The sequence below is a fragment of the Ramlibacter sp. genome, from assembly GCF_036676645.1.
Lineage (GTDB): Bacteria > Pseudomonadota > Gammaproteobacteria > Burkholderiales > Burkholderiaceae_C > Ramlibacter.
Map to the genome: position 1 here is coordinate 26,398 of NZ_JAKFCM010000018.1, position 22,873 is coordinate 49,270.

At 71.8% G+C, this 22,873-nt stretch carries 22 protein-coding genes; 19 read left to right on the top strand and 3 right to left on the bottom strand.

Going from position 1 to position 22,873, the window contains the following annotated elements; translation table 11 throughout:
• The first annotated feature begins 11 nt into the window (after nucleotides 1-11).
• From V6M57_RS03535 to V6M57_RS03545, 3 genes are read left to right on the top strand one after another with little or no spacing between them, the layout of a single operon-like run.
• Nucleotides 12-959, top strand: a complete 948-nt coding sequence (locus V6M57_RS03535) for a glutathione S-transferase family protein (protein WP_332813600.1) — start codon at nucleotides 12-14, stop codon at nucleotides 957-959.
• Entirely contained in the window at nucleotides 956-1,861 is a 906-nt protein-coding gene (locus V6M57_RS03540; RefSeq protein WP_332813601.1) for an SDR family oxidoreductase, read from the top strand. Before V6M57_RS03535 ends, V6M57_RS03540 begins: the two co-directional genes overlap by 4 nt.
• 9 nt (nucleotides 1,862-1,870) lie before the next feature.
• The gene (locus tag V6M57_RS03545) at nucleotides 1,871-2,422 is read left to right on the top strand and encodes a methylated-DNA--[protein]-cysteine S-methyltransferase (protein ID WP_332813602.1); all 552 of its coding nucleotides are present in this window, start codon (nucleotides 1,871-1,873) and stop codon (nucleotides 2,420-2,422) included.
• 39 nt (nucleotides 2,423-2,461) lie between these two features.
• Here the strand turns inward: V6M57_RS03545 and V6M57_RS03550 are convergent, their stop codons facing one another.
• Complete coding sequence (locus V6M57_RS03550) at nucleotides 2,462-3,046, bottom strand: hypothetical protein (RefSeq protein ID WP_332813603.1); 585 nt, start codon at nucleotides 3,044-3,046, stop codon at nucleotides 2,462-2,464.
• 154 nt (nucleotides 3,047-3,200) lie between these two features.
• Here V6M57_RS03550 and V6M57_RS03555 point away from each other — a divergent pair, with 154 nt between their 5' ends.
• Together V6M57_RS03555 and V6M57_RS03560 are read left to right on the top strand one after the other, a co-directional pair.
• Entirely contained in the window at nucleotides 3,201-5,522 is a 2,322-nt protein-coding gene (locus tag V6M57_RS03555; protein WP_332813604.1) for a Tex family protein, read from the top strand.
• Between the two features lie 4 nt (nucleotides 5,523-5,526).
• Entirely contained in the window at nucleotides 5,527-6,618 is a 1,092-nt protein-coding gene (locus V6M57_RS03560) for a patatin-like phospholipase family protein (protein ID WP_332813605.1), read from the top strand.
• 11 nt (nucleotides 6,619-6,629) lie between these two features.
• Here V6M57_RS03560 and V6M57_RS03565 read toward each other — a convergent pair whose 3' ends face one another.
• Nucleotides 6,630-7,766: an iron-containing alcohol dehydrogenase gene (locus V6M57_RS03565; protein ID WP_332813606.1), complete on the bottom strand. Its 1,137-nt coding sequence runs from the start codon at nucleotides 7,764-7,766 to the stop codon at nucleotides 6,630-6,632.
• Between the two features lie 206 nt (nucleotides 7,767-7,972).
• Between V6M57_RS03565 and V6M57_RS03570 the strand changes: the two genes are divergently transcribed.
• The 3 genes from V6M57_RS03570 (at nucleotide 7,973) to V6M57_RS03580 (ending at nucleotide 12,055) form a co-directional block, all read left to right on the top strand.
• On the top strand, nucleotides 7,973-8,890 hold the full coding sequence (locus tag V6M57_RS03570; protein WP_332813659.1) for an alpha/beta hydrolase: 918 nt from the start codon (nucleotides 7,973-7,975) through the stop codon (nucleotides 8,888-8,890).
• Nucleotides 8,887-9,759: a YbgC/FadM family acyl-CoA thioesterase gene (locus V6M57_RS03575; RefSeq protein WP_332813607.1), complete on the top strand. Its 873-nt coding sequence runs from the start codon at nucleotides 8,887-8,889 to the stop codon at nucleotides 9,757-9,759. The genes V6M57_RS03570 and V6M57_RS03575 overlap by 4 nt, the downstream gene beginning before the upstream one ends.
• A gap of 94 nt (nucleotides 9,760-9,853) precedes the next feature.
• Complete coding sequence (locus tag V6M57_RS03580; protein WP_332813608.1) at nucleotides 9,854-12,055, top strand: O-antigen ligase family protein; 2,202 nt, start codon at nucleotides 9,854-9,856, stop codon at nucleotides 12,053-12,055.
• 7 nt (nucleotides 12,056-12,062) lie between these two features.
• Here the strand turns inward: V6M57_RS03580 and ygfZ are convergent, their stop codons facing one another.
• Nucleotides 12,063-12,980, bottom strand: coding sequence for a CAF17-like 4Fe-4S cluster assembly/insertion protein YgfZ (ygfZ, locus tag V6M57_RS03585; RefSeq protein ID WP_332813609.1), 918 nt, complete (start codon nucleotides 12,978-12,980; stop codon nucleotides 12,063-12,065).
• A gap of 47 nt (nucleotides 12,981-13,027) precedes the next feature.
• On the opposite strand from ygfZ, the gene mltG reads away from it, so the two are divergent.
• The 11 genes from mltG to V6M57_RS03640 all read left to right on the top strand — a co-directional run bounded on the left by mltG (nucleotide 13,028) and on the right by V6M57_RS03640 (nucleotide 22,864).
• On the top strand, nucleotides 13,028-14,023 hold the full coding sequence (mltG, locus tag V6M57_RS03590; protein WP_332813610.1) for an endolytic transglycosylase MltG: 996 nt from the start codon (nucleotides 13,028-13,030) through the stop codon (nucleotides 14,021-14,023).
• Nucleotides 14,020-14,664 carry a dTMP kinase gene (gene tmk, locus V6M57_RS03595; protein ID WP_332813611.1) on the top strand — a complete coding sequence of 215 codons (645 nt, stop codon included), beginning with the start codon at nucleotides 14,020-14,022 and terminating at the stop codon, nucleotides 14,662-14,664. Before mltG ends, tmk begins: the two co-directional genes overlap by 4 nt.
• Nucleotides 14,661-15,656 carry a DNA polymerase III subunit delta' gene (locus V6M57_RS03600; protein WP_332813612.1) on the top strand — a complete coding sequence of 332 codons (996 nt, stop codon included), beginning with the start codon at nucleotides 14,661-14,663 and terminating at the stop codon, nucleotides 15,654-15,656. Before tmk ends, V6M57_RS03600 begins: the two co-directional genes overlap by 4 nt.
• 10 nt (nucleotides 15,657-15,666) lie before the next feature.
• The gene (locus V6M57_RS03605) at nucleotides 15,667-16,023 is read left to right on the top strand and encodes a PilZ domain-containing protein (RefSeq protein WP_332813613.1); all 357 of its coding nucleotides are present in this window, start codon (nucleotides 15,667-15,669) and stop codon (nucleotides 16,021-16,023) included.
• A 42-nt stretch (nucleotides 16,024-16,065) separates the two neighbouring features.
• A complete protein-coding gene (locus V6M57_RS03610; protein ID WP_332813614.1) occupies nucleotides 16,066-16,872 on the top strand; it encodes a TatD family hydrolase in 807 nt (268 codons plus the stop codon).
• Entirely contained in the window at nucleotides 16,869-17,528 is a 660-nt protein-coding gene (locus V6M57_RS03615; RefSeq protein WP_332813615.1) for an ankyrin repeat domain-containing protein, read from the top strand. Before V6M57_RS03610 ends, V6M57_RS03615 begins: the two co-directional genes overlap by 4 nt.
• A gap of 153 nt (nucleotides 17,529-17,681) precedes the next feature.
• Nucleotides 17,682-18,284 carry a TetR/AcrR family transcriptional regulator gene (locus tag V6M57_RS03620; RefSeq protein ID WP_332813616.1) on the top strand — a complete coding sequence of 201 codons (603 nt, stop codon included), beginning with the start codon at nucleotides 17,682-17,684 and terminating at the stop codon, nucleotides 18,282-18,284.
• Nucleotides 18,281-19,432 (top strand): efflux RND transporter periplasmic adaptor subunit, encoded by a 1,152-nt coding sequence (locus V6M57_RS03625; protein ID WP_332813617.1) that lies wholly within the window; start codon nucleotides 18,281-18,283, stop codon nucleotides 19,430-19,432. The genes V6M57_RS03620 and V6M57_RS03625 overlap by 4 nt, the downstream gene beginning before the upstream one ends.
• Entirely contained in the window at nucleotides 19,429-20,634 is a 1,206-nt protein-coding gene (locus V6M57_RS03630) for an ABC transporter permease (protein ID WP_332813618.1), read from the top strand. The genes V6M57_RS03625 and V6M57_RS03630 overlap by 4 nt, the downstream gene beginning before the upstream one ends.
• A 2-nt stretch (nucleotides 20,635-20,636) precedes the next feature.
• The gene (locus V6M57_RS03635) at nucleotides 20,637-21,347 is read left to right on the top strand and encodes an ABC transporter ATP-binding protein (protein ID WP_332813619.1); all 711 of its coding nucleotides are present in this window, start codon (nucleotides 20,637-20,639) and stop codon (nucleotides 21,345-21,347) included.
• Nucleotides 21,348-21,412: 65 nt separating this feature from the next.
• Complete coding sequence (locus tag V6M57_RS03640; protein ID WP_332813620.1) at nucleotides 21,413-22,864, top strand: efflux transporter outer membrane subunit; 1,452 nt, start codon at nucleotides 21,413-21,415, stop codon at nucleotides 22,862-22,864.
• Nucleotides 22,865-22,873: the final 9 nt, after the last annotated feature.

Consider the following 22,873-nt stretch of genomic DNA (forward strand, 5'->3'; position numbering starts at 1 on the left):
AAGGACACCGGATGACCGAGCTGATCCTGCACCACTACCCGGAATCGCCCTTCGCCGAGAAGGTCCGCCTGGTCCTGGGGCACAAGAAGCTGGCCTGGAAGTCGGTGCACATCCCCGCCGTGATGCCCAAGCCGGACGTGGTGGCCCTCACGGGCGGCTACCGCAAGACGCCCCTGCTGCAGGTCGGCGCCGACGTGTACTGCGACACGGCCCTGATTGCCGACGTGCTGGAACACGTGCAGCCCGAGCCGGCGCTGTACCCCGCGCACCTCAAGGGCGTGGCGCGCGTGTTCGCGCAGTGGGCCGACAGCACACTGTTCTGGGCCTCCATGACCTACAGCATCCAGCCCCGGTCGATGGCGCAGGTGTTCTCCAGCGGCGAGGCGGGGCAGGCGTTCGCGGCCGACCGGAAGGCCATGCGCACCAACATGACGCATTTGCGCCTTGGAGACGCCACTTCGGCCTACCGCTCCTACCTGCGGCGGCTGGCCCACATGGCCGACGAGCACGATTTCCTGTTCGGGTCCGAGGCCTGCGTGGCCGATTTCGCGGCCTACCACCCGCTCTGGTTCACGCGCACGCGCACGCCGGCGGTGGCCGACATCCTGCAGCCCACCCCCTCGCTGCTCGAGTGGATGGAGCGAGTGTCCTCGGTCGGCCACGGCCGCTTCGAGCCCCTGGATGCCGCCGATGCCGTCGAGGTGGCGCGCCGCGCCGATCCGGAGCCGGCCGGCCGCAACCTGCTGGTCGACAGCGCCTTCCAGGACGACCACGGCATCCCGCTGGGCAGCCGGGTGACCGTCTCGGCCGAGTCCTTCGGCCCCGAGGCCACCGAAGGCGAATTGATCGCCGCCACCCGCACCCACTACAGCCTGCGCCGCGAGGACCCGCGCGCCGGCACCGTCCACGTCCATTTCCCGCGCGTCGGGTACGTCCTGAGAAAGGCAGAAACGGCATGATCGACGACTTCAAGGGCAAGACCGCCGTGCTGACCGGTGCCGGTTCCGGCTTCGGGCTGGAGTGCTCGCGCATCGCGGCGCGGCTGGGCATGAACCTGGTGCTGGCCGACGTGCAGCAGGACGCGCTGGACCGCGCGCGAGCCGAGATGGAACAGGCGGGCGCGCCGGTGCTGGCCCGCCGCGTGGACGTCTCCAGGGCCGCCGAGATGGAGGCATTTGCGCAGGCGGTGCAGGAGCGCTTCGGCGCGCCACACTTCGTCTTCAACAACGCAGGCGTCGGGGCCGGCGGGCTGCTGTGGGAGAACAGCGTTGCCGACTGGGAGTGGGTGCTGGGCGTCAACCTGTGGGGCGTGGTGCACGGGGTGCGCCTGTTCACGCCCATGATGTTGGCGGCCGCCAGGGCCGACCCCGCCTGGCGTGGCCACATCGTCAACACCGCCAGCATGGCCGGCCTGCTGACGCCGCCCAACATGGGCATCTACAACGTCAGCAAGCACGCCGTGGTGGCGCTCACCGAGACCCTGTACCAGGACCTGCGCCTGGTCACCGACCAGGTCGGCGCCAGCGTGCTGTGCCCGTACTTCGTGCCGACCGGGATCCACCAGAGCGAGCGCAACCGCCCCGGCGAACTGGCGCCGGGCCAGCCGACCCGCAGCCAGCTGATCGGGCAGGCGATGAGCGACAAGGCGGTCAGCTCGGGCAAGGTCACGGCGGCCGAAGTGGCGCAGAAGGTGTTCGACGCGATCGCCACGGACCGGTTCTACGTCTTCAGCCATCCCAAGGCGCTGGGCAACGTGCGCAGCCGCATGGAGGCCATCGTGGACATCCGCAACCCACCCGATCCGTTCCTGGAGCGCCCCGACGTGGGCGTGCAGTTGCGCAGGGCGCTGCGGGAGGATTGAGGGCAGGGCATGGCCGCCGCCGCCGGTTGCTGCCTGTTCGACACGGCGATCGGCCGCTGCGGCATCGCCTGGCTGGCCGACGGCACCATCGACGCCGTGCAGTTGCCGGAGACGACCGACGCGCGGACGCTGGCCCGCATGCGGCGCTGGTGCGGCCCGGCCGGCGTCGCGCAGCCGCCGGCCCGTGTCGCGGCGGTGATGGCGCGCGTCCAGGCCCTGTTGCGGGGCGAGCGCGACGCGATGCTGGACGTCCCGCTGGACTACGACGGCGTGCCGCCCTTCCAGCAGCGCGTCTACGAGCTGGCCCGCGCGATACCGCCGGGGCAGGTGCGCACCTATGGGGAGCTGGCGCGCGAACTGGGCGAGCCGCGGGCGGCCCGCGCAGTGGGTCAGGCGCTGGGGGCCAATCCCTTCGCCCCCATCGTGCCCTGCCACCGCATCCTCGCCGCGCATGGCGGCAGCGGTGGCTTCTCGGCCGAGGGCGGCACGCGCACCAAGCTGCGGATGCTGGAAATCGAGGGCGCCCCGCTCGGGCCGGACGGGCCGGGGTTGTTCGACTAGCGGCGTGTCGTGCGGGGGCCTGGCCCGCCCAGGGCAGGGCTATCGCCCGTGCGGCGCGTGCACGGGTTCGGGCTCGACCACCCGACCCTGCGGGGCGTAATCGGCCCGTCCGGGCATCGCCGGCTCGACGCGCTCCACGCGTTCGACCCGCGGCCCGCCGCTGTCCAGCCGCCGCTCGAGCTCACCCAGGCGCGAGGTCAGCAGGTGGTACATCTGCTCCAGCTGGTTGCGCAATTCGCGATGGTGCTGCGAGAGCGTCTTGTCGAGCTCGACGTTGGCCGTCTGCTCGCGCTGGCGCGTCTCGCGCAAGTGGTTGTCCAGCAGGCCGCGCAGGTCCGTGAAGCGCGAGGCCTCGGCCTTGTCCGCCAGGTCCCGTTGCGCCTGCAGCTGCTTGGCATGCTGGCGCGACTCCATCAGGCTGTTCGTCCGCATGGAGGCGGCGCTGGCCAGGAACACCAGCAGGGTCAGGCCCAGCAGCGTCAGCAGGATCAGGCCGAGCGGCGCGGTGGCCTGCACCACGCCGAAGGTCAGCTGCGTGGGCTGGGTGATCTGGGACCAGTTCTGGGCGGCAAAGCCGGCCACCACGAGGATGGCGAGCGTCAGGAGCAGCATTCGGGCGCGCATCGTGTTCTCCCGTGCAAAGGATGGGCAAAAGGCCGAAGGGGATCGACTGCATTCTCGGAAGAGCCCGGCCCCCGCGGCTGTCAGCCACAACCCCGAATCGCTGTGCGGACCCTGTGGCAAACTCGCGCTCCGCCCGGAAGCCCCAGCAGTACCCATGAAGAAAATCATCCGGCAGATCGCCACCGAGATCCGCGTCGGCGAGCAGCAGGTGCAGGCGGCCGTCGACCTGCTCGACGGCGGCGCCACCGTCCCCTTCATCGCCCGCTATCGCAAGGAGGCCACGGGCGGCCTCGACGACATCCAGCTGCGCGCGCTGCAGGAGCGGCTCGGCTACCTGCGCGAGCTGGAGGAGCGGCGCGAGGCCGTGATCCGCAGCGTGGAGGAACAGGGCAAGCTCACCCCCGAGCTGCGCGCCGCATTCGAAGCCGCGCCGACCAAGCAGGAACTGGAAGACCTGTACCTGCCGTTCAAGCCGCGGCGCCGCACCAAGGGCCAGGTCGCGCGCGAGGCCGGCATCGAGCCGCTGGCCGACCGCCTGTTCGCCGATCCGCGGCTGGACCCGGCCGCCGAGGCCCAGGCCTTCGTGAAGGCGGAGAAGGGCGAGGGCGGCGAGGACTTCACCACCGTGGCCGCCGTGCTGGACGGCGTGCGCGACATCCTGTCCGAGCGCTGGGCCGAGGAGCCGGCGCTGGTGCAGTCGCTGCGCGAGTGGCTGTGGCAGGAGGGCCTGTTCCGCTCCCGGCTGGCGGCGGGCAAGGACGAGAACCACCCGGACGTCGCCCGCTTCCGCGACTATTTCGAGTACGAGGAGCCGATCGGCCGCGTGCCCTCGCACCGTGCACTGGCGGTCTTCCGCGGCCGGCAGCTCGAGGTGCTGGACGCCAAGCTGGCGCTGCCGGTGGAGCCCGAGCCGGGCAAGCCGTCGATCGCCGAGGGCCGGATCGCGGTCCAGATCGGCTGGAGCCACCAGGGCCGCCCCGCCGACGACCTGCTGCGCAAGTGCGTGGCCTGGGCCTGGCGCGTCAAACTCTCGCTGGCGATCGAGCGCGACCTGTTCGCGCGGCTGCGCGAGGAAGCCGAGAAGGTCGCCATCAAGGTGTTCGCCGACAACCTGCGCGACCTGCTGCTGGCCGCCCCCGCGGGCCCGCGCGTGGTCATGGGGCTGGATCCCGGCATCCGCACCGGCGTGAAGGTGGCGGTGGTGGATGCCACCGGCAAGCTGGTGGACACCGCCACCGTCTATCCGCACGAGCCGTGCCGCGATTGGGACGGCTCCCTGCACGCGCTGCAGCGGTTGTGCGAGAAGCACGGCGTCAACCTGGTCGCCATCGGCAACGGCACCGCCAGCCGCGAGACCGACAAGCTGGCGGCCGACCTGGGCAAGCGCATCGAGGGCCTGCAGCGCGTCGTGGTCAGCGAGGCCGGTGCCTCGGTCTACTCCGCCAGCGAGTTCGCCTCCCAGGAGATGCCCGATGTCGACGTGAGCCTGCGCGGCGCCGCCAGCATCGCGCGCCGGCTGCAGGACCCGCTGGCCGAGCTGGTCAAGATCGATCCCAAGTCCATCGGCGTCGGCCAGTACCAGCACGACGTCAACCAGACCGAGCTGGCCCGCACGCTGGATGCGGTGGTGGAGGACTGCGTCAACTCGGTCGGCGTGGACCTGAATACCGCCAGCGTGCCGCTGCTCACCCGCGTGTCCGGCCTGAGCGCCAGCGTGGCCAGGGCGGTGGTGCGCTGGCGCGAGGCGCACGGCGCCTTCCGCAGCCGCCAGCAGCTGCTGGACGTGAGCGGGCTGGGGCCCAAGACTTTCGAGCAGAGCGCCGGCTTCCTGCGCATCCGCGGCGGCGACAACCCGCTGGACATGACGGGCGTGCACCCCGAGACCTACCCGGTGGTCGAGAAGATGATCGCCGCGACCGGCAAGCCGGTCGCCGAACTGATGGGCCGGGCCGAGATGCTGCGCACGCTCAAGCCCGAGCTGTTCGCCAACGAGCAGTTCGGCGTCATCACGGTCAGGGACATCCTCGGCGAGCTGGAAAAGCCCGGCCGCGACCCGCGGCCCGACTTCAAGGTGGCGCGCTTCAACGAGGGCGTGGAGGACATCGCCGACCTGAAGGAAGGCATGGTGCTGGAGGGCACGGTCAGCAACGTGGCCCAGTTCGGGGCCTTCGTCGACCTGGGCGTGCACCAGGACGGCCTGGTGCACGTGAGCCAGCTGTCCAGCCGCTTCGTCAACGATGCGCGCGAGGTGGTCAAGACCGGCGACATCGTCAAGGTCAAGGTGCTGGAGGTGGACACCGCCCGCAAGCGCATCAGCCTGACCATGAAGCTGGATGCCAAGTCCGCGCCGCGCCGCGACGGCCCGCGCGACAACCGCTACGAAGGGGCAGGGCGCAGCCAGCGGGCCCCCGCCAATCCGCAACTGAACACCGCGATGGCGGGCGCCTTCGCCAAGCTGCAGCAACTGCGCAAGTAAGCCCATGGCGCGCGCCCTCCGCCTGTACGCCGGCCCGCGGGCGCGCCGCCACGTCGGGCAGCACGGCCTGGGGCCGCAGGACGTCAGCGTGGTGCCGGGCGCAGCGGGCGGACCCAAGGGGCTCATCCTCGGTCCGCTGGACCGCTTCCTCTTCGGCGAGTGGCTGCCGCAGTCGCGGCAGCCGGTGCACCTGGTCGGGGCCTCGATCGGCGCCTGGCGCATGGCCACCGCCTGCCTTCATGATCCCGTGGCCGCCTTCGAACGCCTGGAGCGCGACTACATCGCGCAGGACTACGTGCTGGAGCCGGGCCGCAAGACGCCGACCGCACGCCACGTCAGCGAACGGTTCGCCGCCAACCTGGTCGACTTCTATGGCGGGCGGGTGCGGCAGGTGCTGGACCACCCGCGCTACCGCGTGCACATCGTCACGGCGCGCGGCCGCCACGTGCTGTCGCGCGAGCACCGCTGGGGGACGCCGCTGGGTTACCTGGGCGCCTGGCTGTCCAACGGCCTGCACCGGCGCGCCCTGTGCGCCTGGCTGGAACGGGTGGTGTTCTCCTCCGGGCCGGCCCCCGGCGCGCTGAGCCTGCCCTTCGACGACCAGGACTACCGCACGCGGCAGGTGCACCTGACCGAGGCCAACTTCGACCTGGCACTGCAGGCGAGCTGCTCCATCCCCTTCCTGCTGCAGGCCGTCCACGACATTCCCGGCGCGCCCCCGGGTGCGTACTGGGACGGCGGCATCACCGACTACCACCTGCACCTGAACTACGCCGCGGCCCACCCGCAGGGGCTGGTGCTCTATCCGCATTTCCAGAAGGCGGTGGTGCCCGGCTGGCTGGACAAGACCTGGCGCTGGCGGCACGGCGCGACGGCGTTCCTGGACAACACCCTCGTGCTGGCGCCCGATCCGCGGTGGGTGCAGGGGCTGCCCAACGGCAAGCTGCCGGACCGCACCGACTTCACGCGCTACGGCACCGACCTGGCCGCACGGATGAAGGTGTGGCAGGCGGCGGCGGCGGCGAGCCGGCAGCTGGCGGACGAATTCGCGCAGTGGCTGGAGCGGCCGGACCCGGGGCGGGTGGAGGCGTTGTAAGCCTCGGCTGCCTACATCGAAGCCGCCAGCATCTCCTCGTAGTCCTGGACGCTGGCGATGCGCGGATTCGTCTTGTGGCAGTGGTCGGCCAGGGCGCCTTCGATGACCTTGCCGAACGACCCGCGCTGGACGCCCATCGCGGCCAGGCCCTTGGGCAGGCCCAGGCGCGCATTCATGTCGCGGATCGCTTCGGGAATGTCGTTGCCGCCGGACAGCCCCATGGCGCGCGCCATGCGGTCCAGCCGCCGGTCCTTGCGCACCGATTCGGCCTGCGCGTTGAAGCGGACCACCGCCGGCAGGAACATGGCGTTGAGCGTGCCGTGGTGCAGGCGCGGATCGACGCCGCCCAGGCTGTGGCTGAGCGAGTGCACGCAGCCCAGTCCCTTCTGGAACGCCATCGCGCCCTGCATGGAGGCGCTCATCAGGTTCAGCCGGGCCTCGCGGTCGCTGCCGTCGCGGGTGGCGCGCTCGATGTGCGACCAGCCGCGCTCCAGTCCGTCGAGCGCGATGCCGTCGGCCGGCGGGTTGAAGGCCGCCGACATGAAGGTCTCCATGCAGTGCGCGATGGCGTCCATGCCGGTGGCGGCGGTGAGCTTCGGCGGCAGCCCCAGCGTGAGTTCGGGGTCGCAGATGGCGGCCTTGGGCAGCAGGTTCCAGGAGTGGAAGCCGAGCTTGCGGTGGTCGTCCACGATGATGATCGCGCCGCGCGCCACTTCGCTGCCGGTGCCGCTGGTGGTGGGCACCGCGATCAGCGGCGCGGCCTTGTCGGTGATGCGGGTCGAGCCGCCCTCGATGGTGGCGTAGCGGGTGAGCGGGCCCTCGTGGGTGGCCGCGATGGCCACGCCCTTGGCGCAGTCGATGGCCGAACCGCCGCCGACGGCGACCAGGCCGTCGCAGCGGTTGTCGCGATAGACCTGCACGGCGGCGCGCACCGCCGCCTCGGTCGGATTGGAAGGCGTCTGGTCGAACACCGCATGCGGCAGACCCTGCAAGGCATCGATGGCCTTCTGCAGCACGCCCGCGGCCTTCACGCCGGGGTCGGTGACGATCAGCGGGCGGGTGATGCCCACGCGCTGGCATTCCTCCTTGAGCAGGCGCACGGCGCCGAAATCGAACTGGACTTGGGTCAGGTAGTAGATCAGGGCCATGGCAGGGTCGGTCGTAAGATGACTCTTCCCACTTTAGCCCAGAGGAGCTGACGCATGCATGGGCGCTTCCGTCCCCTTGTCGCGCTCGTGGTCGGGACGGGGGCGCTCGCGCGCCCGCGCTGCGCCGCCCGCCTGCCGGATGCGCAGCCGGCCAGCATCCGAACCCCGTGAGCTTCCTGCCCGAATACCCGGAACTGACCCCGACGATGCGCTCGGTGCTCGAGCGCATGGCGCGGGTGCGGCGCGAGCCGCTGCACCTGCAGACGCCCCGGCAGGCGCGCGCCGCGTACGAAGGCTCGGCCGACGTGCTGGAGGTGCCGCGCCGCCCGCTGGGCCGCATCGAGGACGTGACCCTGCCGGCACGGGATGGATTCCGCCTGCCGGCCCGCATCTACCAGGCCGACGACCGCAGCCGCGGCGTGCTGCTGTACCTGCACGGCGGCGGCTTCACCATCGGCAGCGTGGACACGCACGACATCCTGTGCCGCGAGCTGGCCGCAGGGGCCGGCTGCGCGGTGGTGTCGCTCGGCTACCGGCTCGCGCCGGAGCATCGCTTTCCGGTTGCGGTGGAAGACACCTGGGATGCGTTGCAGTGGATCGCGGACCGGCGCGCCGGGTTCGGCTGGAGTGCCGCCGAGCCGATCGCAGTGGGCGGCGACAGCGCCGGTGGCACGCTGGCGACGGTGGCGGCGCTGCATGCGCGCGACCTGGGCCTGCCCTTGTCGCTGCAGCTGCTGTTCTACCCGGGCACCGCGGCGCGGCAGGACAGCGGTTCGCACCGCCGCTACCAGCAGGGGCTGGTGCTGGAGCAGTCCCACATCGACTATTTCTTCGGCCATTACATAGCCCTGGACCTGCGCGAGGACTGGCGCTTCGCGCCGCTGAATGCGCCGGACGTGGACGGGGTCGCGCCGGCCTGGATCGGCCTGGCCGGCTGCGACCCGCTGTTCGACGAAGGGATCGCGTACGGCGATAAACTTCGCCTCGCCGGGGTGGCCGTCGAGCTGGAGGTCTGGCCCGGCGTCACCCACGAGTTCATCAAGATGGGGCGGGCGCTGCCCGAGGCCCGGCAGGCCCATGCGGCGGCCGCCCGCGCCCTGGCCCAAGCCTTCCGCACGCCATGAAACGAGACGACTTCCGCTTCTTCCACCGCCTGCGCGTGCGCTGGGCCGAGGTGGACATGCAAAGGATCGTGTTCAACGCGCACTACCTGATGTACTTCGACACCGCGGTGGCCGACTACTGGCGCGCGCTGGCCTTGCCTTACGAGCAGGCCATGCACCAGCTCGGCGGCGACCTGTACGTCAAGAAGGCGACGGTGGAATTCAATGCTTCGGCGCGCATGGACGACCAGCTCGACGTCGGCCTGCGCTGCGGGCGCATCGGCAATTCATCCATGCTGTTCGAGGGCGCGATCTTCCGCGGCGAGCAGCTGCTGATCACCTGCGAGCTGGTCTACGTGTTCGCCGATCCGGCCACCCAGACGTCGCTGCCGGTACCGCCGAAGCTGCGCGAGATCCTCGGCGGCTTCGAGGCCGGCGAGCCGGTGGTGCAGGTGCGCACCGGATCGTGGCCGGCGCTCGGCGCCGACGCCCGCGCCGTCCGCACCCGCGTGTTCGTCGAGGAGCAGCGCATCCCGGCCGAGATGGAGTGGGACGAAGCGGACCAGGCTGCCCTGCATGCCGTGGCCTACAACCGGCTGGGGCAGGCGGTCGCGACCGGCCGCCTGCTCCAGCCCGAACCGGGCGTGGCCCGGATCGGCCGCATGGCCGTGCTGCAGGTGCTGCGCGGTTCGGGCGTCGGGCAGCAGGTGCTGCACGCACTGCTCGACGCCGCCGCGCAGCGCGGCGACCGTCGTGCGGTCCTGCACGCGCAGCGCACGGCCCAGGGCTTCTATGGGCGCCTGGGCTTCCACCCCGAGGGCGAACCCTTCGACGAAGCGGGCATTCCGCACATCGGGATGGCGGCGGCGCTGCCGCTGGCGGTGCGCTGATCGCCGGATGGCCAAGCGAAGGCGGGCCGCGGCGAGCGCAAAGCCCGTGGGTGGCGGGGCGGCGCACCCAGCCGACTTCCGCGGCCCGGCCGCGGTGACGGCGACGGGCGAGGCCGGCAGCCCGGGGGTCGTGCTGCTGCTTGCCGCCGCGATGGCGCTGGCGCCCGCGGCGGGCGTACCCAACGAGCTGATGCTGCAGGACACGCTCAAGTCCATCCTGGTGTCCTTTGCCGCGCTGCTCGCGGCGCTGCTGTTCTTCTGGGGGCGGCGCGGTTCGGCCGATCCGGTGCGCTGGCACCCGGTGGCCTGGCTGCCGCTGCTGTTGACGGCCTACGCGCTGGGCAGCATGGCCTGGTCGCACACCTACCTGGCGGCGGTGGAGGCGATCCGCTGGTTCGTGTTCGCCCTGCTGCTGTGGCTGGCCCTGAATGGCTTCACGCGCGAACGCCTGCCCTGGGTGGCCTGGGGCGTGCACGCCGGCGCCGTGGTCGCATCGCTGTGGACGGCGCTGCAGTTCTGGGGGGATTTCCGCCTGTTCCCGCAAGGGCCGAACCCGGCCTCGACCTTCGTCAACCGCAACTTCTTCGCCGAGTTCGTGGTGTGCACGCTGCCGTTCTCGGCGCTGCTGCTGGCGCGCGCCCGAAGCACCGGCGCTGCTGTCGTGCTGGCGGCAGGCACTTCGCTGGTGGTCGTCGCCATCCTGATGACCGGCACCCGTGCTGCCCTGATCGCGCTGTGGCTGCAGCTGCTGCTGGTGCTGCCGGTGGTGGCCTGGCGCCTCGTCGTTCCCCCCGCGCGGGCGATGCCACGGGGCTCCGGGGCGGCCTGCCTTGGCGAGCGCAGCAAGACCCTGTTCGACCGTGCGCGCTGGCCCGCCAGCCGCCGCGCCATCGTCGCCGCCGTCCTCGTCGGCGCCGTGACCGGCATGGGCCTGGTGCCGTCCGGCAACCCCAGCATCCTCGAGGAAGGGCGCGGGACCACGGCCCTGGAGCGCGGCTTCACGCGCACCGCGTCGATCCGGCCCGCCGATCCCTCGCTGCAGATGCGCCAGGTCATGTGGAGGGCCACCTTGCGGGTGATCGAGGCCCGCCCGCTCACCGGCGTGGGCGCCGGCGCGTGGGAGGCCGAGGTGCCGCTTTACCAGGCGGACAGCCAGCAGCTCGAGACCGACTACTACGTGCACAACGAGGTGCTGCAGTTGCTGGCGGAGTACGGGCTGGCCGGTGCGCTGTTCCTGGCAGGGCTGCTCGGCTACCTGCTGTCGGCCGCCTGGCAGACCTGGCGGCTCGCGGGCGGCACCGGGGCCGGCGAAGGACCCTGGCGCGCTGCGGCCCTGTCCAGCCTGCTGGCCCTGCTGCTCGTCAGCAACGTGGGCTTTCCCTGGCGCATGGCGTCCACCGGCGCACTGTTCGCGCTCTGCCTGGGATTGCTGGCGGCCTCCGATGCGCGGCTGGGCCTTCCGGGCAGATCCGGTGTTCGCCGGCTCGGATGGAATCGCGGCCGCAATGCCGCCGCGCTGGCCGCCACGATCGCATGCCTGCTGCTGGCCGCCTTCATCACGCAGCAGGCCGCCCAGGTCGAGCGCAAGATCGTGCAGGCCAGCCAGATCGCCCTGCGCATCAGTGCGTCGGGCCGGCCCAACGATCCGCGCTGGGCGCCGGCCAAGGCCCGCCTGCTGGCGTTGACGCGCGAGGCCATCGCCATCACGCCGCACTACCGCAAGATCACCCCCGTCGTCGCCGACGAGCTGGCGTCCTGGGGCGACTGGCGCAATGCGACCTGGATCTGGGAATCGGTGCTGCAGTCGCGCCCGCATGTGGTGGCGATCCTCACCAACGCCGCGCGCGGGCATGCGGCCATGGGCGAACCCGACCGCGCCTTCGAATACCTCGCCCGCGCCAAGGCGATCGCACCGCAGGCGCCCTCGGTGCTGTCGCTGGAGGTGATCCTGCTGTCGCGCTTTCGCGATGTGCGCGAGGCCCTGCCCGTCGCCCGCGCAGCGCTGGACAGCGGCCGCCACGACGCGGATCTGGTCACCAATGCCTTCCTGATCGGCTGGCGCAGCGGCGACCATGCGCTGGCGGAAAGGGCGATGGCGACCTGGCTGCGGGAGTATCCGCAGACCCGGGTGGCCGCCCATGTGCAGCTGGGCCTGTACCGGCTGGACGCCCGGCAGGACGAGGCCGGCGCGCTGCAAGCCTGGGGCCGCGCCTACTCGCTGGCAGGCCCTGGCCAGAAGCAGGGCGTGCTGCAGCAGGTGCCGCCGCCTTATCGGGCGCGGGTCGCGGCGGAGTGAATCGCCCTCAGATGTCGGCCAGCAACTCGTAGGGCAACGGCAGCAACTCCAGGGGCGGCCCATCGGCGGCGCCGGCCGTGAGCCCGCCGCCTTCGGCCGCGCTCACCTGCATGGACGCAATGGCATCCCAGCCACCGCCAGGCGCGGGCGCGGCCTGGGCGACCAGGCCGCAGGGCTGCCCGGCGTCGCTCTCGCGGAAGACCTCCTGGCCCGCCTGGAGCGGTGCGGCCGAGTGCACGATGTAGCCACGCCGCTTGAGCGTGCCGCGGAACTGGCTGCGCGCCACCACCTCCTGGCCCGGGTAGCAGCCCTTCTTGAAGTTCACGCCGCCGACCGATTCGTAGTTCAGCATCTGGGGCACGAAGGCCTCGGTGACCGGCGCGGTGATCGTGGCGACGCCGCTGCGCACCTCGCCCCACAGCCAGGCAGCGGGTGGCAGGTCGGCGGCTTCCGGCAGCGGCTCGCCGGCCGGGGCCACCCAGAGCGCCCGCGGCTGGCCATCGGCCGGGTACAGCGCCACCCCCTGCGCGGCTCCCGCCACCCGCTTGCTCCAGGGCTCCGCTGCACCCTGCAGTGCCACCCGGGCGGCGGCGCCCGCCAGGCCTTGCAAGGCGAAGTCCTGCGTCGCATCGGCGAGCTGGACCTTGCTGCGCAGCACGAACATGGACAGCCGCCTGAGCGTGGGCGCCAGCAGGTCGAGCGACAGCACCAGCAGGATGTCCTGTGGCGACAGGGCCATGCCCACCATGCTGGCCAGCATGCGTCCCTTGGGCGTGCAGAACGCCGCCAGCCGGGCCCGGTCGGGCGGCAGCAGCACGAAGTCCTGGGTCAGCTGGTTGTGCAGGAACCGCGCGGCATCCTCGCCCCGGGCGCGGATCACGCCCAGGTGCGCAAGAGGACAGCGGCCTTCGAGGGCAGGGGACATCGCTCCATTATCATGGCCGGTCCAATCCTTCCGGGTGTTCAGGGACAGTGGCGCGCTTGCTCAAGACGGTATTCCTGCTCGGCGCGCTGGCCGTGCTGGCGCTGGCCGCAGCCGGCTGGTGGTGGGTCAACCAGCCGCTTCGGCTGCCCGCGGCGACCGTCGACCTCTCGGTCGAGCCGGGCACGCTGCCGCGATCGGTGGCGCAGGCCGTGCGCGATGCCGGCGTCGAGGTCGATCCGGACCTGCTCTATGCCTGGTTCCGCGTATCCGGGCAGGGCCGCAAGATCAAGGCCGGCAGCTACGAGCTGGAAACCGGCATCACGCCGCGCCGGCTGCTGTCCAAGCTGGCGCGCGGCGAAGAGAGCCTGCGCGCAGTCACGCTGGTCGAGGGCTGGACCTTCCGCCAGATGCGGTTCGCGCTGGCCCGGGAGGCAGACCTCAGGCACGACACCGACGGCCTGGACGATGCCGCCGTCATGGCGCTACTGGGGCGCGCCGGCCAGCATCCCGAAGGGCGCTTCTTCCCGGACACCTACGCGTACTCGCGCGGCAGCACCGAGTCGCACCTGCTGCAGCGGGCGATGCGCGCCATGGACAAGCGGCTGCAGGCCGCCTGGGCGCAGCGGGCGCCGCAGACCGCCGTCAGGACGCCCGAGGAAGCGCTGATCCTGGCCAGCATCGTGGAGAAGGAAACCGGCCGCGGCGACGACCGGCCGCTGGTCTCGGCCGTCTTCAACAACCGGCTGCGCGTCGGCATGCCGCTGCAGACCGACCCGACCGTGATCTACGGCATGGGCGCCGCCTTCAAGGGCAACCTGCGCAGGATCGACCTGCAGACCGACACGCCCTGGAACACCTACACCCGCCCGGGGCTGCCGCCCACGCCCATCGCCATGCCCGGCAAGGCCTCGCTGCTGGCGGCGGTGCAGCCGGCGCCCAGCAAGGCCCTGTACTTCGTGTCGCGCGGGGACGGCAGCAGCCATTTCAGCGACTCGCTCGACGAGCACAATCGCGCCGTCAACAAGTACCAGAGGGGCCGGTGACGCCAGGCTTGTTCATCAGCTTCGAAGGCATCGACGGTGCCGGCAAGTCCACCCACGTGCAGGCGCTGGCGCAGGCCTTCCGCGAGGCCGGTCGGGCGGTGGTGCTCACGCGCGAGCCGGGCGGCACCCCGCTGGCCGAGCAATTGCGCGCATTGGCGCTGAACGCGCCGATGGATCCGCTCACCGAGGCGCTGCTGATGTTCGCGGCGCGGCGCGACCACCTGCAGCAGGTGATCGAGCCGGCACTGGCGCGCGGCGACGTGGTGCTGTGCGACCGGTTCACCGACGCCACCTTTGCCTACCAGGGCGCGGGTCGGGGCTTCGACCTGGCGGTGCTCGGCCAGCTCGAACGCTGGGTGCAATCGGTCGACGCACTGCCCGCCGGTCAGCTGCGGCAGCCGCAGCTGACGCTCTGGTTCGAGATCGATCCGGACCTTGCGGCGCAACGGCTGGCCGGCGCCCGCGCCCCCGACCGCTTCGAGTCGCAGCCAGCCGGGTTCTTCCGCCGGGTGGCCCAGGGCTATGGCGACCGGGCCCGGGCCGAACCCCGGCGCTTCGCCCGGATCGACGGCAGCCAGCCGCGCGAAGCCGTGTGGCAGCAGGTACTGGCGGCCGTGCGGCGAAAGGGGTGGCTGGCGTGAGCGGGCTGCCGCCCTGGATCGCGCGGCAGGCCCGGGCGCTGCTGGCCCAGCGCGGCCACGCCTGGCTGCTGCAAGGCCCTTCCGGGCTCGGGCACTACACGCTGGCACTGGCGCTGGCCCGCGCCTGGCTGTGCGAGCGGCCGTCGGCGCAGGGCGCCTGCGGCGAGTGCGGCAGCTGCCATGCCGTCGAGGTGCGCACGCACGCCGACCTCTGCGTGCTGATGCCCGAGACGGTCATGCTGGAGCTGGGCTGGCCGCTGTCCGAGGCGGCGCAGAAGGAGATCGACGACAAGAAGCGCAAGCCCAGCCGCGAGATCCGCGTCGACGCGATGCGCGATGCCGTGGAGTTTTCCCAACGCACCAGTGCGCGCGGCCGCGGCAAGGCGGTGCTGGTCTACCCGGCCGAGCGCATGAACAACGTCACCGCCAACGCGCTGCTCAAGACGCTGGAGGAGCCGCCCGGCGACGTGCGCTTCGTGCTGGCCAGCGAGGCGGCCCACCAGTTGCTGCCGACCATCCGCAGCCGCTGCCTGGGCCACACGCTGCACTGGCCCGAGGCCGCGGAGAGCCTGGCCTGGCTGGCGCAGCAGGGTGTCGACGGGGCGCAAGGGCCCGGGCTGCTGCGGGCGGCCGGCGGCCGGCCGGAGGAGGCACGGGCGCTGGCCGGCGCGGGTCGGGGCGCGCACGACTGGGCGCAATTGCCCAAGGCGCTGGTCAGTGGCGACGTGGCCGCGCTGGCCGATTGCACGCCCGCCCAGGCCATCGACGTGCTGCAGAAGATCTGCCACGACCTGCTGGCGCTGCGCGCCCAGGGTTCGCCCCGGTTCTTCGACGCCGCCGACCTGCCGCGCCCGGCCTCGTACGAATCGCTCACGGCGTGGTGGCGCGAACTCGTACAGGCCAGGAAGACGGCGGAACACCCGTTCAACGCCGGCCTGATGCTGGAGGCGCTTGTGAGCCGCGCCCGGGCGGCCCTACACTCGCAGCCTTGAAGCCCCTGCCATGAGCGCCGCCAGCAGCCCCCGCCCCAGCGTCATCCAGCTCGCCATCAAGGAGAAGGCCGCGCTGTATGCGGCCTACATCCCGCTGTTCGCCGACGGCGGCGTGTTCATCCCGACCACGCGCGACTACAGGCTGGGCGACGATGTCTACGTGCTGCTGTCGCTGCCCGAGGACCCGCAGCGCTACCCGGTGGCCGGCAAGGTGGCGTGGGTGACCCCGCCGCGCGCGGCCGCCAACCGCACCCAGGGCGTGGGCGTGCGCTTCCCGGCCGACGAGAAATCCCGGCTGCTCAAGGTCAAGATCGAAGAGATCCTGGGCGGCCATCTCGCGTCCGAGCGGCCGACCCAGACCATCTGACCGCCCGCGGGGCAGGGCGCCGCGCTGGTGCATCATCGGCGGATGTTCGTCGATTCGCATTGCCACCTGAGTTTCCCTGAACTGTCCAGCCGGCTGGACGAGATCCGCACCGCCATGGCGCAGGCCGGCGTCGACCGGGCGCTGTGCATCTGCACGACGCTGGAGGAATTCGGGGCCGTCCACGCACTGGCCACGGCCCATGACAACTTCTGGGCGTCGGTGGGCGTGCACCCGGACAACGAAGGCGTCACCGAGCCTTCGCAGGATGACCTGCTGCGGCGCGCCGCCCTGCCCAAGGTGGTCGCGATCGGGGAAACCGGGCTGGACTATTACCAGATGGACGAGCGCAAGGGGGGCCGCAGCGTGGCCGACCTGGGGTGGCAGCGCGAGCGCTTCCGCACCCACATCCGCGCCGCGCGCCGGTGCGGCAAGCCGCTGATCATCCACACCCGGTCAGCCTCGGCCGACACCCTCGCCATCCTGAAGGAAGAGGGCGAGGACGGCTCCGCGGGCAGCGCCGGCGGCGTCTTCCACTGCTTCACCGAGACCGCCGCAGTGGCCCGGGCGGCGCTCGACCTGGGCTTCTACATCTCGTTTTCCGGCATCCTGACCTTCCGCAACGCGGCCGACCTGCGCGAGGTGGCGTCATTCGTGCCGGAAAACCGGCTGCTGATCGAGACCGACAGTCCCTACCTGGCCCCGGTGCCGTTCCGCGGCAAGACCAACGACCCCTCGCTGGTCGTGCACGTCGCACGGCAGGTCGCGGAGGTGCGCGGCCTGGCCGTGGAGGCCGTCGGGGAGCTGACCAGCCGCAACTTCGAGCAGCTCTTCAAAGGGGTTGCAGCATGAGAAATTACTTCAAGTTCATTGCCTATCTATCTGTATTGGTTAGTGTTTCTATCGCTCACGCCGGATCCTACGAGGACTATTTCGCGGCCGTGAAGAAAGACGATCCGGCGGCCATCACCGAGCTGCTGCAGCGTGGATTCGACCCCAACACGCCCAGCCCCGACGGCCAGCATGCGCTGTACCTGTCCCTGCGCGACGGCGCCACGAAGGTGGCGCAGGCGCTGGTCGCCTGGCCGGCCACCCAGGTCGACGGCCGCAACAGCCACGACGAGACTCCGCTGATGATGGCGGCGCTCAAGGGGCATGCAGAGATCGCCCGGCGGCTGGTCGCGCGCGACGCCGACGTCAACAAGCCCGGCTGGGCGCCGCTGCATTACGCCGCCACCGGCGGGCACCTGGCGATCATGGCGCTGCTCCTGGAGCACCACGCCTTCATCGACGCCGAGTCGCCCAACGGTACGACGCCGTTGATGATGGCCGCGCACTACGGCACGCCGGACGCCGTGAAGCTGCTGCTGGACGCGGGCGCCGACACGGCCATGAAGAACCAGCTCGGCCTGACCGCCATCGACTTCGCGAAGCGCGCCAACCGGCCGGACGCCGCCGAGCTGATCGCCCAGCACATCCGAAGCCAGCAGCCGCGCGGCAAGTGGTGAGATTGTCGAGCTCGGCTGGAGTGCGGCCGACCCTGGGCGGACCGGCGGGGCGGGATCCGGGCCGGCGTGGGCGAACGGCCCATCCTTAGCAAGGCCTGAATAGCGGAGGGGCTTTACCCCCTTTCAAGATAGCAATCAATTACTATCTTGCCCATGCACCTGAACAGCCTGCCCGCGGAAGAACGCCGAGCCGTCACGGTCGAGGCCGTGGTGGAACTGGCCGGTGAACAGAACCCCAGCGACATCACCACGGCCGCCATCGCCCGGCACATGCACCTGACGCAGGGTGCCCTGTTCCGGCACTTCCCGAGCAAGGACGCCATCTGGGAGGCCGTCATGGACTGGGTGGCGCAGCGGCTGCTCGACCGCGTCGACAAGGCGGCCGCCGGCGCGCCTGGGCCCCTTGCCGCGCTGGAGGCGATGTTCATGAGCCACATCGACTTCGTCGCCGAGCACCCCGGCGTGCCGCGCATGATCTTCGGCGAGCTCCAGCGCCCGGCCACGTCGCCCGCCAAGCGGATGGTGTGCGCGCTCATCGAGCGTTATGGGGAGCGCCTGCAAGCCTTGCTGGAGCGGGGCAAGGCCAGCGGGGAACTGGCGCCCGGACTGGATTGCGGGGCCGCGGCCACGCTGTTCATCGGGACCATCCAGGGCCTGGTGATGCAGTCGCTGCTGGCCGGCGACGTCGAGCGCATCCGCAGCGATGCGCCGGGGGCCTTCGCCATCTACCGCCGCGGCATTTCGGGGGCGGCATGAAGATCCCGCACCTGCAGCGGCCCACCAAGGCGCTCCTGGCGGGGGTGGTCCCGCTGGCCGCCCTGTTCCTGTACGTCGCGGTGCGTTCCGGCCCGCTGGCGCCGGTGGCGGTCAGCGTCGTGCGCGTCGAGTCGCAGGCGGTCGCCCCGGCGGTGTTCGGCACAGGGACGGTGGAGGCCCGCTACGTCTACAAGATCGGCCCGGTGGCGGCGGGGCGCCTGCAGCGCCTGGACGCCCAGGTGGGCGACCGCGTCCGCCCCGGACAGGTGCTGGGCGAGATGGACCCGGTGGACCTCGAGGAGCGGCTGCGCTCGCAGGCCGCCCTGCTGGATCGCGCGCAAGCGGTTCTGAGGGAAGCCGAAGCGCGGCAGTCCCATGCTGCCAGCCAGGCGGTGCGCTACGAGCAGCTGTTCGCCGTGCGCACCGTCAGCGAGGAAGCCCTGCACGCGAAGCAGCAGGAATTGCGCATCGCCGAGGCCGCGCTGGCCGCGGCGAAGGCCGACCTGGCGCGCAGCCGCGCCGATGGCCAGGCGCTGGCGGCGCTGCGCGCCAACCTGCGCCTGCTTGCACCCGTCGAGGGGGTGGTGACGGCGCGCCATGCGGACCCGGGCACGACCATCGTCGCCGGCCAGCCGGTGGTCGAGGTGATCGACCCGCGCACGCTCTGGGTCAACGTGCGGCTCGACCAGCTCAGCGCGTCCGGGCTGCGGGAGGGCCTGCCCGCCCGTGTCGAGCTGCGCTCGCGCGTCGGCCAGGCCGTGCACGGCCGCGTGCTGCGGCTGGAGCCCAAGGCCGACGCCGTGACGGAGGAAGCGCTGGCCAAGGTGGTCTTCGACGCATTGCCACAGCCCCTGCCGCCCATGGGCGAGCTGGCGGAGGTCACCGTGCTCCTGCCACCGGCTCCCCCCGCGCCGGTGGTGCCGAACTCGGCCCTGCGGCGCGAAGGCGGCCGCACGGGTGTGTGGCGGGTGGTCGACGGGGAACTCCGCTTCACGCCGGTCACGCTGGGGGCATCCGACCTGGACGGGCACGTCCAGGTGCGCTCGGGGCTGCAGGCCGGCGACCGGGTGGTCACGCACAGCGCGAGCGCGTTGACCGCCCGCTCCCGCATCCACGTCGTCGACCGGATCGCCCAGGCGCGGCCATGATCAGCCTGGCCGGGCGGGACATCCTGCATGCCTGGGGGAAGTTCGTCTTCACCGGGGTGGGACTGGGGCTGCTGATCGGCGTGACGCTCACCATGGCCGGCCTGTACCGGGGCATGGTGGACGACGGCAAGGCGCTGCTCGACAACAGCGGCGCCGATCTCTGGGTGGTGCAAAGGGACACCCTGGGGCCCTACGCCGAGTCCTCCAGCCTGCCCGACGACAGCTACCGCGCCCTGCTGGCCATGCCCGGCATCGAACAGGCGGCCAACGTGACCTACCTGACCATGCAGGTGCGCAAGGGCGAGGCCGACGTGCGCGCGATGGTGGTCGGGATGGCGCCGGCGACCGCCGCAGGCGCGCCAGGCTGGCCGCGCTACCTGGTGGAGGGGCGCCACATCACGCGCGGCCACTACGAGGCGGTTGCCGACATCGCCACCGGGTTCGGCATCGGGGACCGGATCACGATCCGGCGCAACCGGTACACGGTGGTGGGCCTGACCCGCCGCATGGTCTCGTCCAGCGGCGACCCGATGGTGTTCGTCCCGCTGAAGGACGCGCAGGAGGCGCAGTTCCTGAAGGACAACGATGCGATCCGGAAGGACCGGCGCCGCACCGAGGCCAATCCGGACTTCAACCGCCCGTCGGTTCCCGGCCTGCTCGAGTCGATCATCGATTCGCGCTCGTCCAACGCCTATGTCAACGCGGTCCTGGTCACGCTGGAGCCCGGCCATGACGCCGACCAGGTCGCCGGCGCCATCCGCCGCTGGAAGCGGCTGACCGTCTACACCCGGGCGCAGATGGAAGCGATCCTGGTCGGCAAGCTGATCGCGACGTCCGCCCGGCAGATCGGCATGTTCCTGGTCATCCTGGCGCTCGTCAGCGCCGCGATCGTCGCCTTCATCATCTACACGCTGACCATGGACAAGATCCGGGAGATCGCCGTGCTCAAGCTGATCGGCACCCGCAACCGGACCATCGCCGGGATGATCCTGCAGCAGGCGCTCGCCCTGGGCGTGATCGGCTTCGCCGTGGGCAGGATCACCGCCACCTTCTCCGCCCCCGTGTTTCCCAAGCACGTGCTGCTCGTGCCGCAGGACTCGGTCGCCGGCTTCCTCGCCGTACTGGCGATCTGCGTGCTGTCCAGCGTGGTGGCGATCCGCATGGCGCTGAAGGTGGACCCCGCCGAGGCGATCGGGGGCTGAGCATGGCGGGCAAGGGCATCCGCATCGAGGGCCTGCGCAAGCGCTATGGCCACGGGGACACCGCGGTCGACGCGCTCAAGCGCGTGGACATGGCCGTGGCCCCCGGCGAGGTGGTGGGGCTGATCGGCCCGTCCGGCTCGGGCAAGAGCACGCTGCTCAAGTGCCTGGGCGCCGTGATCGACCCCACCGCCGGGCGCATGACGCTGGGCGACGAGGTGATCTACGACGACGGCTGGAAGGTGCGCGACCTGCGCGCGCTGCGCCGCGACCGGATCGGCTTCGTGTTCCAGGCCCCGTACCTGATCCCCTTCCTGGACGTGACCGACAACGTGGCGCTGCTGCCGATGCTGGCCGGCACCGGCAACGGCGAAGCCCGGGGCAGGGCGCGGGAACTGCTCACGGCCCTGGACGTGCAGCACCGCGCCGCGGCCATGCCCTCGCAGCTCTCGGGCGGCGAGCAGCAGCGCGTGGCCATCGCCCGCGGGCTGGTGAACCGGCCGCCCGTCATCCTGGCCGACGAGCCGACCGCGCCGCTGGACAGCGAGCGCGCGATGGCCGTGGTGCGCATCCTCGACGACATGGCGCGCAAGTACGACACGGCGGTGATCGTCGTGACCCACGACGAGAAGATCATCCCGACGTTCCGGCGCATCTACCACATCCGCGACGGCGTGACGCACGAGGAAGCGGGCGAGGGGAGAGGATTCGAATGACAGGCATCGCCCGGGCATCCATCGCACGCGCCGCGCGCCGTCGCACCGCTGCTGCATGGGGCTGCATGCTGGTCCTGGCCGGGTGCGCGTCCGGCCCCGACTTCGTGCCGCCGGCAGCGCCTTCGTCAGCCGGCTATGCAGCCACGCCCGTCACCCCCCTGACGGCGTCGGCACCGGCGACTGCGCTGGGCGGCGCGCAGCGCCTGGATCCCGAGGCGCCCGTCGATGCGCAGTGGTGGCGCGGCCTCGGCTCCCCCCGGCTCGACGCGCTGGTGGAACGCGCCAGCCGCAACAGCCCGACGCTGGCGGCAGCCCGGGCCACCCTCGCGCAGGCCCGGGAACGGCAGGCCGCGCGGGCCGGCGCCCATCTCCCGCAGGTGGACGCAGGTGCATCCGCGCAGCGGCAACGCCCGGGCCCGGGCACTGCCGGATCCGCCGGCGGCAGCCCGCAGGCGTTCGACCTGTACGGCGCTTCGGTCGCGGTGAGCTATCCGCTCGACCTCGCGGGCGGCAATCGGCGGGCGCTGGAGGCACTGGCGGCCCGCGCGGATTACCGCCGGTACGAACTGGAGGCCGCGCAACTCGCGTTGGGCGGCACCGTCGCGGCGACGGCGATCGCGCAGGCGCGGCTGGCCGGCCAGGTCGCCTCCACCCGGGACATGGTCGCCGCGCAGGAGGAGCAACTGGGCCTGGTGGAGCAGCGCTCGCGGCTGGGGCATGCGGCGCTGAACGAAGTCCTGGCGATCCAGGCCCAGCTGGAGAAGACCCGCGCCGACCTGCACCTGCTGCGCAAGGAACACCAGCACAACCAGCACCTGCTGGCCACCCTGGTCGGCGCCGAGCCGGGCGAGGGCGGCCTGCCGGCGTTCACGCTGGATGATTTCGTCCTTCCGGCGGTGCTGCCCCTGGCCTTGCCTTCGCAACTGGTGCGGCAGCGGCCCGACATCCGCGGCGCCGAGGCGCTGCTGCGCGCCGCCAGCGCGGAATACGGGGTCGCAGTGGCGGCCCTGTACCCGCAGGTCACGCTGAGTGCAAGCGCGGGTTCCCAGGCCCTGTCCACCGCGGCCCTGTTCGGAAGCGGATCGGCCGCCTGGGCGCTGGTCGCGCAGCTCACCCAGCCCCTGTTCCGGCCGGGCCTGGCGGCCGAAAAGCGTGCCGCGCTGGCGGCGTTCGAGGCCGCGGCGGCCAACTACCAGACGGTGGTCCTGGAAGCCCTGCGTGGCGTGGCCGATGTCCTGCGCTCGGTCGAGCAGGACGCCCACGCGTTGCAGTCACAGGCGGTCGCGAATTCCGCCGCCCAGGCCGCGCTGCAGCTGGCCCGCCAGCGCCACGCCCTGGGAGCAGCCAGCTACCTGGAGGTCCTCGATGCCACGCGCGAGGCGCAGCAGTCGGGGATTGCACTGGCTGCTGCGCAAGCCCGCCGGCTGCAGGACACCGTCTCGCTCTACGTGGCGCTGGGCGGCGCTGCGCCGACGGAGGCCGGACCATCGGCTTCGCCAGGGACTGCATCGCCATGATCGACGACC